Origin of the sequence: Thermovirga sp. (assembly GCF_017656375.1) — a bacterium.
Taxonomy (GTDB): Bacteria; Synergistota; Synergistia; order Synergistales; family Thermovirgaceae; genus Thermovirga.
On record NZ_JACDOB010000035.1, the window covers coordinates 1 to 11,233 of the forward strand.

The 11,233-nt window shown below is 45.8% G+C and carries 14 protein-coding genes; 8 read left to right on the forward strand and 6 right to left on the reverse strand.

Annotated features, from left to right (window positions below):
* The first annotated feature begins 188 nt into the window (after window positions 1-188).
* The 4 genes from H0Z23_RS07740 (at window position 189) to H0Z23_RS07755 (ending at window position 4,492) form a co-directional block, all read left to right on the forward strand.
* Window positions 189-836, forward strand: a complete 648-nt coding sequence (locus H0Z23_RS07740) for a GntR family transcriptional regulator (RefSeq protein ID WP_296868868.1) — start codon at window positions 189-191, stop codon at window positions 834-836.
* Between the two features lie 176 nt (window positions 837-1,012).
* Entirely contained in the window at window positions 1,013-2,257 is a 1,245-nt protein-coding gene (locus H0Z23_RS07745; protein WP_296868869.1) for a saccharopine dehydrogenase family protein, read from the forward strand.
* An 80-nt stretch (window positions 2,258-2,337) separates the two neighbouring features.
* On the forward strand, window positions 2,338-3,756 hold the full coding sequence (locus H0Z23_RS07750; RefSeq protein WP_296868870.1) for a Na+/H+ antiporter NhaC family protein: 1,419 nt from the start codon (window positions 2,338-2,340) through the stop codon (window positions 3,754-3,756).
* A gap of 19 nt (window positions 3,757-3,775) precedes the next feature.
* On the forward strand, window positions 3,776-4,492 hold the full coding sequence (locus H0Z23_RS07755; protein ID WP_296868871.1) for an aspartate/glutamate racemase family protein: 717 nt from the start codon (window positions 3,776-3,778) through the stop codon (window positions 4,490-4,492).
* 94 nt (window positions 4,493-4,586) lie between these two features.
* Here the strand turns inward: H0Z23_RS07755 and H0Z23_RS07760 are convergent, their stop codons facing one another.
* On the reverse strand, window positions 4,587-4,709 hold the full coding sequence (locus H0Z23_RS07760; protein WP_296868872.1) for a hypothetical protein: 123 nt from the start codon (window positions 4,707-4,709) through the stop codon (window positions 4,587-4,589).
* A 211-nt stretch (window positions 4,710-4,920) separates the two neighbouring features.
* Between H0Z23_RS07760 and H0Z23_RS07765 the strand changes: the two genes are divergently transcribed.
* From H0Z23_RS07765 to H0Z23_RS07780, 4 genes are read left to right on the forward strand one after another with little or no spacing between them, the layout of a single operon-like run.
* A complete protein-coding gene (locus H0Z23_RS07765) occupies window positions 4,921-5,361 on the forward strand; it encodes a Fur family transcriptional regulator (protein ID WP_296868873.1) in 441 nt (146 codons plus the stop codon).
* A 26-nt stretch (window positions 5,362-5,387) separates the two neighbouring features.
* Complete coding sequence (locus H0Z23_RS07770) at window positions 5,388-6,308, forward strand: zinc ABC transporter substrate-binding protein (protein ID WP_296868874.1); 921 nt, start codon at window positions 5,388-5,390, stop codon at window positions 6,306-6,308.
* 19 nt (window positions 6,309-6,327) lie between these two features.
* Entirely contained in the window at window positions 6,328-7,119 is a 792-nt protein-coding gene (locus H0Z23_RS07775) for an ABC transporter ATP-binding protein (protein ID WP_296868875.1), read from the forward strand.
* Window positions 7,119-7,928: a metal ABC transporter permease gene (locus tag H0Z23_RS07780; protein WP_296868876.1), complete on the forward strand. Its 810-nt coding sequence runs from the start codon at window positions 7,119-7,121 to the stop codon at window positions 7,926-7,928. The genes H0Z23_RS07775 and H0Z23_RS07780 overlap by 1 nt, the downstream gene beginning before the upstream one ends.
* A gap of 7 nt (window positions 7,929-7,935) precedes the next feature.
* Here H0Z23_RS07780 and H0Z23_RS07785 read toward each other — a convergent pair whose 3' ends face one another.
* The 5 genes from H0Z23_RS07785 to H0Z23_RS07805 form a co-directional block, all read right to left on the reverse strand.
* The gene (locus tag H0Z23_RS07785) at window positions 7,936-8,751 is read right to left on the reverse strand and encodes a GGDEF domain-containing protein (protein WP_296868877.1); all 816 of its coding nucleotides are present in this window, start codon (window positions 8,749-8,751) and stop codon (window positions 7,936-7,938) included.
* Complete coding sequence (locus H0Z23_RS07790; RefSeq protein WP_296868878.1) at window positions 8,748-9,728, reverse strand: SpoIIE family protein phosphatase; 981 nt, start codon at window positions 9,726-9,728, stop codon at window positions 8,748-8,750. Before H0Z23_RS07790 ends, H0Z23_RS07785 begins: the two co-directional genes overlap by 4 nt.
* A complete protein-coding gene (locus H0Z23_RS07795; RefSeq protein WP_296868879.1) occupies window positions 9,725-10,180 on the reverse strand; it encodes an anti-sigma regulatory factor in 456 nt (151 codons plus the stop codon). The genes H0Z23_RS07790 and H0Z23_RS07795 overlap by 4 nt, the downstream gene beginning before the upstream one ends.
* Before the next feature lie 35 nt (window positions 10,181-10,215).
* Window positions 10,216-10,575, reverse strand: a complete 360-nt coding sequence (locus tag H0Z23_RS07800; protein ID WP_296868880.1) for an STAS domain-containing protein — start codon at window positions 10,573-10,575, stop codon at window positions 10,216-10,218.
* A gap of 12 nt (window positions 10,576-10,587) precedes the next feature.
* A partial coding sequence (locus H0Z23_RS07805; RefSeq protein WP_296868881.1) for an STAS domain-containing protein occupies window positions 10,588-11,233 on the reverse strand: 646 nt, incomplete at its 5' end.

Below are 11,233 nucleotides of genomic sequence, written 5' to 3' on the forward strand. Positions count from 1 at the left end.
TTTCAAGCTAGTGCTTCAGGAAAACCTCGGTATAACCATACCCGTAACCGTCATCCGAGGAGGCAAGGATTTTACCTTCGATGTGACAATGCCCAAGTCCATTCCAGAACAATACCTATACTAGGCAGCATGTGATATCATGTTTTGGCAGGAACATTAATGAATACATTAGAAAGAAGGAGCTTATCGTGACAATAAGCGCAGAAAAGAGGGCATATCGCTCAATCATCAACCTTATCCTTACCGGCCAGTTCCGGCCAGGAGATTTTCTCCTGGAGACCGAAATAGCCGAAAAACTGGGCATGAGCCGCACTCCCGTGGGGAAGGCCCTCACCATGCTGGTCAGCGAAGGGTTCTTAAACAAGATGCCCAAGAAGGGATGCTACATACCCCTACCCACTCCAGAGGACGCAGAGCAAGTGTTCTTCGCCCGCAAGGCGGTGGAAAGCCAAGCTGCAGCCGGCGCTGCCATTCACGCCTCAGAAAAAGAGTTGCAACAGCTCCAGGAAATAGTCTCCAAAGACAAAGAGGCTTTGGCGTCCCGCAGCAAGGACACCTACTCAAGCGCAAACGAGGAATTCCATCTGGGGATAGCCAAGGCCTCCCATAATCAATACCTGGAAAAGTGGGTAAGAAACATCTTCTGGCGGTCCAACGTCTACGTGTTCTACTTCGACAGCTTTTACAAGGGCAAGGAATTTTCCGTGCCCCAAAAAACACCCATGCAGCATGCTGCGATAATAAAGGCCATAACCGAAAAAGACCCCAAAAGAGCCGCTCAACTGATGGAAGAGCATATTCAATGGACCTATGAAAACCTTCTCTTGAAGTATTGAAGTTTCCACTCCTTTATAACCAGTCCCTACTAGCTAGCGGTACCCTCCACTTTAGTGGAGGGTACCGCTAGTACTTTTTAACACAAAGTTGACTTGTCCTCTTTACCATGATACAAACATCATCGAATTTATCTATGAATTCAACGATGAATCCATAAAGCAAGGAGTGGTTGCTTATGCCGATGAAGACAGTGCTACAGCTAGGTTACGGGATGCAGGGCAAAGCCGCACTTTACGATATAGTGAAAAGCCCACTAGTCTCCAAGGTAATCTTGGCCGATGCATCCCCTCAGGTTCTTGAAGTCCCCAAGACCCCAGGATTTGAAAAGGTTGAGGCCGTCGTACTTGACGCCTCTGACCATAAATCCATGGCGGAGCTGATGAAAAAGGCCGACGTAGTAATGGAGCTCCTTCCGGGTTTATTCGCCCTCCCCGTTGCGAGGCTCGCAGCCCAAGTAGGAGTTAGCCTGGTAAGCTCCATGTACTTCGTCAACCCGGGAGAGCAGAACCCCGAAAAGAGGCAGGCCCAGAAAAGAGAGCTGGAACAAATTCACCAGGAAGCCTTCTCCAAGGGGATAACTATCCTTCAAGAGTTTGGCATGGACCCGGGAATAGACCTGGTCTTAACCCAAAACGCCCTAGGCAAACTGGAGGTCGTGGAAGCCCTACACTCCTACGGAGCGGGATTCCCTGAAAAGGAAGTGGCAGACAAAAATCCCCTGAGCTACAAGTTCACCTGGTCCATAATAGGGGTAATGCGATCCTACCTGAGGCCCGCACGATACATAAAGGACTCGCAAGTCGTCGACGTGCCTGCCGATAACATGTTCATGCCAGAACATACCCACCTCCTTGAAGTTCCAGAATTAGGAGGTTCCCTGGAGTGTTTCCCTAACGGCGACTCGACAGCTTACGCCAAGCTGTTTGGCGTGGAAAAGACCGTAAAGAGCATGGGCAGGTACATTTGCCGCTGGCCTGGGCACGGTGCGTTCTGGAGCAGGATGGCCAAGTGCGGCTTTCTGAACGAGGAACCCATCAAATGTGGCAACGTTTCGGTGTCTCCCGTTGAATTTTGCGCTAGCCTTCTGGGTTCGCAAAAACAGTTCTTCTACGAGGACGACGAAAGAGACGTAGCATTGATACGTATTGATGCAAGAGGCTACAAAGAAGGAAAGCCCGTCCGAGTGATCAACCAGATAATTGACAAACGAGACCTGAAGACAGGGTTTACATCCATGCAGCGAACTGTTGGGTTCACCGTCTCCATAGGGGCCCAGATGATACTCGACGGGAAGATAAGCGAAAAAGGGGTCTTAAGCCCCATACAAGTTCCATTCCAGCCGTTCATTTCGGAGCTAGCCGCAAGAGACATAGTCTTCACTTCCAGTGAAGAACATTGGGATGGCCGGCTGGATGCCTAGGAGGTGATACTCTGTACAAAAACTAAAACTGCTTCCCAAAAGCAACAAACTACAAGAGCAAGAGAAAGGAGTTGTGTTTCATGGGAGATATTGCTGCAAAAGGTGCTCTCTCTTTGGTCCCAGTAATACTGGCCCTTATTTTGGCCTTCAGGACAAAGGACGCGGTGTTCTCGCTTCTCATAGGTTGTATCGTAGGTGTAGTAATAGCCGGCTTTGACCCCGCAACAGGGTTATCTAAGCTCTTCCAAAAGGCTCTGGGCAATGGAGATTTCATTTGGGTAGTTATGATCGAAATAGCGGTAGGGATAATGGTTGCTTTCTACCTGAGGGCTGGCGTAATAGCCTCCTTCGCAGAGTGGGCAAGCACTAAGATAAAGACTCGCCGGGCAGCATCTGGCTTTGGTTGGCTTCTAGGCATATTCATCTTTTTCAGCGACTACTTCAGCCCCCTATTCAGCGGACCGATCGCAAGGCCCCTAACTGACAAATATAAGGTTTCCCGCGAGATGCTTGCTTACCTTTTGGACTCTGGCAGCGCTCCAGTGTGTACCCTTGTCCCACTTACCGGCTGGGCAGTCTACATCGCTGGGCTCTTGAAAGGCTACGGCCCCATCCAGGACGTGAACGAAGGCATGGCTGTCTTCATCAAATCCATACCTTATAACTTCTACGGCTGGTTCGCGGTGATTTTGGCTGGTTTAATTGGCTTCCAGCTGATCCCAAACTTTGGCCCCATGAAAAAGGCAGAATTGCGAGCCCAAAACGAGGGTAAGGTGCTGCGAGATGGAGCTACCCCACTGACGGGCGAAGAGATGGAAATGATAAAGCCCCTGGAAGGCAAAAAGTCCAACCTCTTCGTCTACCTCGTTGTGCCCGTACTAATAGTAATATCTATAGCGATAGGCACTTTCATTGCCTTTGGAAGCACTAAAATCCTTGAGGCCTTCTTCGCAGCAGTTATGTATCAGGCCGTAGCAATGGCCATTGGAGGCTACTTTAAGGGCATCAAAGACGGCATGGACGTGGCCGTAAAGGGAATAAAAGCAGTCATTCCGGCAATACTGATACTCGCCCTGGCATACTGCATCAACACTATCTCAAAGACGCTGGGAGCCCAGCAGTACATCATATCCTTGACTGAAGGCTGGATGAGCAGCGGCCTATTGCCCCTCGTCACATTTATAACTGGTGCCATGATCTCCTTTTTCACCGGGACATCCTGGGGAACCTACGCCATCTTGACACCATTTGTCCTCCCCATAGCCATGAACCTCTCCGGTGGAGATGTCAACAGCCTCGTTCTGGCAACTGTAGGAGCCGTAGTAGGTGGAGGACTTTTCGGCGACCACTGCTCCCCGGTTTCAGATACAACATGCCTTTCATCCTTCGGAGCTGGCTCAGACCACATGGACCACGTCGCCACTCAGCTGCCTTACGCTGTGGCCGCCGGAACCCTGGCCGCAATAATCTTTGCCGTAATAGGCAACATAAGCGTTTAGTGATTGAGGAGGAGCTTTAATGAGCATTACAGCAAAAGGCGCACGAATAGGAATACTTTGTTGGGAAGCTGGACAAGCGCCAAGGGGCCTAGAACAGCTTGAAACCCTCAAGGGAAACAGTACAAACCCTGAAACTTACGACTTTCCCGTGATGTTCTGCAGGGTAAAGGGCGCTAACGTCCACACCATACTGGAAGCACCCTCCAGGGAAGTTATGGCCCGAATGATAGAAGAAGCACAAAAAATGGCAGCGGAAGGCGTCAAAGCCATAACGACAAGCTGCGGGTTCAACGCCATATTCCAGAAGGAGCTGGCAGATGCTCTAGACGTCCCGGTCTTCACCTCCAGCTTGCTTCAGGTTCCAATGGTCCACCACATCCTGGGGCGCAACAAGCACATCGGGGTAATAACGGCCAAAAAGGCAGCGCTGCGGAACGAACACCTTGAGGCCGTGGGAATAACTCCCGAAATGCCCGTCGAAATCTTCGGCATGGAGGAGTGCCCCGAATGGAACAAAATATTCATCGCTCCAGACGAAGACGTAGACCTGGAAGTAATCCGAAGCGAGGTGGTATCTACCGCTTTGAAGGCCGTAAGTGAAAATCCTAAAATCGGGGCTTTCGTCCTAGAATGTACAGACCTGCCACCCTTTGCCGAACCCATAAGGGCAGCCACAGGACGTCCTGTCTTCGACTTTGTTTCATTGGTCAATTACATAAACAAAGCTATTCCGTAAAAACCTGCTACCCACCATAAAAACAAAATGTGCGAGTCTGCCATAAAAAGAGGCATACTCGCACATTTATTTTAAAAAGCTGAATTTCGACAACTTAGAGATATTGAACCAAAAGCTGCGCTATTCCAAAAGTTATTCCAGTGATACCAGAAGCAGCAAAAGCGGCAAACCCCAAAACCTCCGACGAACCCCTAACCTTTTTATTGTGAACTCCCATCAAACAATTCCTCCTGCCTGTTCGTACCTTTAGTTATACCCAGCACGGTTTTTCTTGCCGGCACAGATTATATAGTATTGTTGGCTAATGTCAATATATACTGCTATTTTCTGATATTTTCTAATAATTCATTCTTTTGTTGCACTCCTTTGCGTCACTTGTGCTATAATAATGGCCATCTAATTGAAAAAATTTTTCATTTGGAGGAATCATGGAAAGGGTAGACGTGCTGAACGAAAGGCTATCAAAAGCCAATTTAAAGCTAACCAAAGCCAGGAAAGCCATATGGGAAACTATAGCCTCAGCAGCTGAACCGCTATCTATACCTCAGATAATGAACAGGGCAAAGAAGATGTGTCCCAGCCTGGGATTGGTAACGGTATACCGGACCCTCGCCGTTATGGAAAAAGCCGGACTTATAAAACTTTTTCAAACGAAAGATGGTTCCATGGGATACGTATCGTCAGTTTTGGCAGCCGAAAGCCACCACGTTCAGTGCATCATATGCAAAAAAGTAGTCGAGTTTGAATGTACCGGGATGGAAGACACTATTAGGGCAGTAGAGGAAAAAACGGGCTTTTGCATAGAACGGCACAATCTTGAACTTTTCGGCATCTGCCCATCGTGCATGAAGAAATCTTTACAAAAATAACCTAGGTCGCCAAAAAGGAGGAAACCATGAGGCTAAACTTTCTACAATTCACAGTTTTGTTCTCAATAATAATGATCGCAAACCTTCTTCTGGTGTCCCCAACGTGGGCAGAAGATGACAAGCCTCTTATCGCGGCAAGCATTCTGCCGCAAAAGTATTTTATCCAACAAGTCGCCAAAGACGATTTCCGCGTAGAAATAATGGTCCCACCAGGGGCAAACCCTGCAACGTACGAACCTAAACCATCACAACTTGTATCTTTAAGTAAAGCGTCTGCCTACATGGCTATAGGTGTGCCTTTCGAAAAGACATGGCTTAAACGTTTTTCAGACATAAACAAAGGCATGATGATCGTTGACACTACCGCAGGCATCACCAAAATGCCTGCTGTTTCCATACACAACCTGACATTACGAAAAAACTCGGAGGAGTCCACTAAACATCCCAACACAGAAGAGCTAGATCCCCATATATGGCTGTCCCCAAGGCTCGTAAAAATCCAGGCCAAAAATATTTACAATGCATTGATTTCACTGGATCCTGCCAACCAAAAAAAATATCGCCACAACCTTGAAGATTTCCTTGCTGAACTGAACCTGCTGGATGAGCAGATACGGCACCTTCTCTTACCGGCAAAGGGACGAAAATTTTTGGTTTTTCATCCCTCATGGGGATATTTCGCGAAAGACTACAATCTAACGATGATCCCCATAGAGGTAGAAGGCAATGAGCCAAGCGCATCGGAGCTTGCTAAAATTATCGATTTAGCTAAGAAAGAGGGTATAAAGATCATTCTCACCCAACCAGAGTTCAATGCCCGATCCGCTGAAATCATAGCCAAAGAGATAGGCTGCAAGGTTGTACCCATTAGTCCCTTAAGCCCCGATTGGCACAACAACTTGCTTAACGTTGCCAACGTACTTGCAGAAGCTCTATCAGATAAATAGGACCGAGGTGAATAGTCCCATGAAGCAGGAATCTTCAAAGCTGCAACAGGAAGTCATCTCTCTCAAAAACGTATGGGCAGGATATGGGAACAACAACGTAATAGAGGACGTAAACTTATCTGTCAAAAAAACTGACTTCGTGGCCATAATAGGGCCCAATGGCGGGGGAAAAACCACCCTCCTTAAAGTTATTCTTGGCCTCATATCCCCACAAAGGGGGGAAGTGAAAATCATGGGATTCCCCCCCAAGGACGGAAGAAAATTCATAGGTTGGGTACCTCAAGAAACAGTAATGGACCGGAACTTCCCCATTAGTGTCCTGGAGGTCGTGTTGATGGGACGCATACAAAGGGAAAACATGATGCGATCCTACACAAAAGAGGATAGAGAAAAAGCGTTACAGGCTCTAGATATGGTCAAATTGAGTAATGTCGCAAACAAGCCCATAGGAGAAATTTCCTTGGGACAGAGGCAGCGAGTGTACATCGCAAGGGCATTGGCCAAGGAACCCCAGATCTTGCTCTTAGATGAGCCCCTTGCCAGCGTGGACCCTTCCACGAGCACAGTAATTTACGAACTTCTTAAGGAGCTCAACAAGACCATTACCATATTGATGGTAACCCACGACATTGGCGCTATATCTTCCTATGTAAAATCTGTGGGATGCCTCAACAAAAAGCTATATTACTATGAAGATAAAGTCCTCACCCAGGAGATGATAGACGCATCCTATCACTGCCCTGTGGATCTAATAGCCCATGGGATCCCCCATAGAGTCCTACCCAAAAGAGACAGAGAGGTGAAAAGCTAATGTTAGAAGCCCTTCAATTTGACTTCATGAGAAATGCCGCCCTAGCGGGACTTTTGATAAGCATAGCCTGTGGAGTAATAGGCACCTTCGTGGTGACAAAGCGCATAGTTTTTCTAAGCGGCAGCATCGCCCATGCTGCATACGGCGGGATAGGGCTAGGCTACTTTTTCGGCTTCAATCCAGTTCTTGGCGCAACGCTGTTCAGCTTAGGCGCAGCTGTAGGCATGAGCGCTATCCAAAGAAGGTCAAAGGAACGGGCAGATACCCTTATTGGAGCTCTCTGGGCAATAGGAATGGCAATTGGGATAATACTGATAGACCTTTCGGGAGGCTACAAAGCCAACCTGATGAGCTACCTTTTCGGAAGCATCCTGACAGTGCCTCGAAGCGACCTTTGGCTGCTTTTGGCTCTGGATGGAACAATAATTTTCTTCGTATGGCTTTTTTATAAGGAATTGGTGGCCCTTTCTTTCGACGAAACGTTCTCCATAGTGCAGAACCTTCCTATAGGGATGCTCCATACCTTGCTAGTATCCATGACCGCTCTCACCGTCGTCATGATGATGCGCATAGTAGGACTTATCATGGTTATAGCTCTTCTGACCATGCCAGCAGCAATCAGCAGCCAATTTGCTAGAAGCTTGAAGAAAATGATGATAATGGCCTCTTTTCTGGGAGCCGTATTCACACTAATCGGGCTTTGGCTCTCCTATAGGCTCAACCTTACATCTGGTGCGTCCATAATACTTGTTGCAGGATTTTCATACCTCTTGAGCATTGCCGCAAAAGCTACTATAGGCAAATCATAAATGATTATTATTTATAAGGCTCGCTCAACTCCCCATAAAAGACTATTACGTTTTTCCCTCTTTCTTTTGCCTGGTATAAAGCCTTATCTGCAAACTCTATCAACTCCTCTGGAGACAAAGGCCTATCATCTGGATAGGAAGCAGCGCCAACGCTTATCGTCACTTTTATATTTTTCTTGGTAAAAACTCTATTTTCTATTTGCCCTCTTATCCGCTCCAGAGGAATTTTAGCCCCTTCCGTATCAGCCTTAGGCAGCAATATCAAAAACTCTTCTCCACCGAACCTCAAAACTGCGTCCCCTTCTCTCAAACTCCTCTTAATAAGACTGCTTATCTCCTGCAAAAGCTCGTCTCCTACTACATGGCCATATGTATCATTAACTAATTTGAAATCATCTATATCCACCATTGCTACAGTAAGCGGTACATTTTTCTCTGCGGAAGCCTTCCACATTTTCGAAAGGATCCTATCTATCCCTATCCTATTGTAAACCCCTGTAAGAGGATCCCTTTCAATATTCTCCCTCAAGGATAAAAGCAAAGCGTCTGTCGCTATCAAAATTTGAAGTAAGAATTCCGTAGCTCTCTGTATGTAAATCCACTGAACCATATCGTTATCGTTTTTTACACCTAATATATCTCTTAAAGCCCTGCTGTGAATATCAAGCAGGTTAGCTGCCTGTGCTGTGGACTCATCCAAAAACACTATCAACTGCTGATATGCCTCATATAGTACTTCGTCATCCCCTCCACTTAAAACATATTTGGACAGGTGCTTTTTATATTCATCTGTAAAAATGCTGAGATCCTTTGAATTTTTCAAAATTTCATCCCCCTATCCATGGCCACAAATACGCTTGCATCATCATTTTTGATGCCATACTCTTCCATAATCTTCCGAGCCACCTTTGAAGCGTTCATATTCTTCAGAGCTTTTATTTCACTAGGCTGGGAAAATCTTCTTTTTATACCATCTGTACACACCATTAACACGAACCCTGCTGGTAAAACCTCAGTAAATGTCTTAACGTTTACCGTCATCCTACCGACGATACCACTTTGGTTGCTTAAACTCCTCACAGAGAAAGCATTCATTATCCACCCTTTTATATTTCCAATATTCACATACTCCAACAAATTTTTCGAAAGAAACCCCAAGAAAGCCGCACACCCTCGATCGTTACCCAGCCTATCCTCTAAACCATAATAGATAGATTGCAAATCATCATAATCACATTCTGCCAGATATGCCTTTATTTTTTCCGCCACTATTCCCGCCTTATGCCCATGCCCAAGCACATCTCCTACAAAAAGCAAATATTTACCGTTTAGTTCCTTGAAAAAACAAACGTCGCCATTTTCCTCTTCCAGATAGTGAGGTCTAGTGGCTATTCCTATATCAAGCAGCATTTTGTCATTACTATGCCTAGACTGGCTAAATACGGCCTCAACTAGCGTGCCTCCGTCTACCTTGCGTTTTATCTCAATGTAGTCACAATTCCGTCTCGCAACGCTGAGTCCAAGACCAAGCCCCTTCTTGGCCCCTTTCGCCATATGATCGAGATTTTCTTTTCCCTCATCCTCTGCAATAAGCTTAAGTTTGTTTCCCTCTCTCTCTAAAGAGACAAAACCAGCCCCACCATATTTTAATATATTGGTGGCAAGTTCTTTCGCTACTAACACGACAACAGCTGATGAAACGATATCTGGGAAATACTTCTGAAGGTGCTTATTTAACTTATATTCTAATATGAATAGGTCTGCCTCCTCTTTTATCTCTATCATGAACCGATCGCTCAAAACGTACGCCTCCGTATTTCCGTTATCACAATGGTACCCTTGCCCTCTTCAGAGATTATCTTAAAGGTATCCATGAGCCTTCTTACTCCAGAAAGCCCCAACCCCAAACTCCTCTGGCTAGTAGTGTAACCTCCGGTAACAGCGAGCTCCACATCCTTTATGCCTGGCCCATTATCGTACGCTAAAACTTCCAGAAGGACATTACCGTCTTTCCCGTGTTTCTTCCTTGCGCAGATATAACCTTTTTTTGCATACCTTTGAATATTCCGAGAAAGCTCAGATACAACTGTAGCTATTTTGGTAACATCAGCAAGCGAAAAACCATTTTTCTTCGCAAAGTCCTTAACCATTTGCCTTGCAACAGCTATATCAGCCTCTTGTCTTATTTTTAAAACCAAGTCATAATCTTCAGTATCAACGGAAAAATCATTTATGTTTTTGACTTTTATCATCCTAGCCCCACCACTCCACAATCAAAATACAGCTTCTAATCAAGCTGATTCAATATCTCCAATGCGCTTTCAAGGCTGTTGGCTGTATAAACGTTCTCAAGCTTTATGCCCATCTGGGCAAGGGTCAATGCGACATTGGGCTGGATCTTGCATATAACAGTATGGCACCCCATAGCCTTGGCCATAGCTGCCGTTTCAGAAAGCACATACGATATATAACTGTCAATTACGTCAACCATACTCACGTCAAGAATTACTCCACGGGCTTTCTTTGCGCTTATCTCGTTCAAAAGCTGCATTTGAAGCTTCTCTACTGTTATATCGTCCAATTCTATTTGTATAGGCACTATAAGGTAATCATAAAGCTTTATAATCGGGACGACTTTATCCGACATCTTTACCACCTCTTAACCTAGGGATTTCCCCGCAGCAGAGCCCTCCATTGCATATTTCAGAGCGCTTTCAAGGTCCCTTTTTATATTTACCATATCGAAGTCTATGCCTAACTTAACGAGGGTATGAGCAATTTCAGGTTTTATGCCTGTGAGGATGACATCTCCTCCTAAGAGTTTCACCGCAGAGAACATTTCTATTAAAAACTCCCCAACTATTGTATCTATCAAGGGCACACCTGTTACGTCTACAATCACCAGCTTTGCCCCTGTTTCAGAAACAGCATTTAGAACCTTCTCCGACATGCTCTGCGCTCTTTGGCTATCCAGAGTCCCTATAATAGGAGCCAAAAGCACATCTTTCCACAAGTGAACCACTGGCGTTGAAAGTTCAGAAAGAACATCCCTAAGTTCAGCAATTTTGTTCTCTGCTTCCATTCGCTTTTCCTCTAAAAGCTCAACTATTACCCTATAAATTTCAATTACTGGGAATTGCTCAATTTCGTTGCTTAAAAACAACAAACCATCTGAAAGCTTTCCTTCACCTATAACTTCCAACAAGTTTGAGACGGGCTCCTTAAGGGCCTCTCTAAGATCATCATTATCACAAACTTCTGCAAAATCTACCAAAAAATCCCGCCATGCTTCTTTTTGCTCATTG

Excerpts from the sequence above, each read along its gene's own strand:
- H0Z23_RS07745 (WP_296868869.1), top strand. The coding sequence starts at position 1,013 with ATGCCGATGAAGACAGTGCTACAGCTAGGTTACGGGATGCAGGGCAAA.
- H0Z23_RS07750 (WP_296868870.1), top strand. The coding sequence starts at position 2,338 with ATGGGAGATATTGCTGCAAAAGGTGCTCTCTCTTTGGTCCCAGTAATA.
- H0Z23_RS07755 (WP_296868871.1), top strand. The coding sequence starts at position 3,776 with ATGAGCATTACAGCAAAAGGCGCACGAATAGGAATACTTTGTTGGGAA.
- H0Z23_RS07760 (WP_296868872.1), bottom strand. The coding sequence starts at position 4,709 with ATGGGAGTTCACAATAAAAAGGTTAGGGGTTCGTCGGAGGTTTTGGGG.
- H0Z23_RS07765 (WP_296868873.1), top strand. The coding sequence starts at position 4,921 with ATGGAAAGGGTAGACGTGCTGAACGAAAGGCTATCAAAAGCCAATTTA.
- H0Z23_RS07770 (WP_296868874.1), top strand. The coding sequence starts at position 5,388 with ATGAGGCTAAACTTTCTACAATTCACAGTTTTGTTCTCAATAATAATG.
- H0Z23_RS07775 (WP_296868875.1), top strand. The coding sequence starts at position 6,328 with ATGAAGCAGGAATCTTCAAAGCTGCAACAGGAAGTCATCTCTCTCAAA.
- H0Z23_RS07780 (WP_296868876.1), top strand. The coding sequence starts at position 7,119 with ATGTTAGAAGCCCTTCAATTTGACTTCATGAGAAATGCCGCCCTAGCG.
- H0Z23_RS07795 (WP_296868879.1), bottom strand. The coding sequence starts at position 10,180 with ATGATAAAAGTCAAAAACATAAATGATTTTTCCGTTGATACTGAAGAT.
- H0Z23_RS07800 (WP_296868880.1), bottom strand. The coding sequence starts at position 10,575 with ATGTCGGATAAAGTCGTCCCGATTATAAAGCTTTATGATTACCTTATA.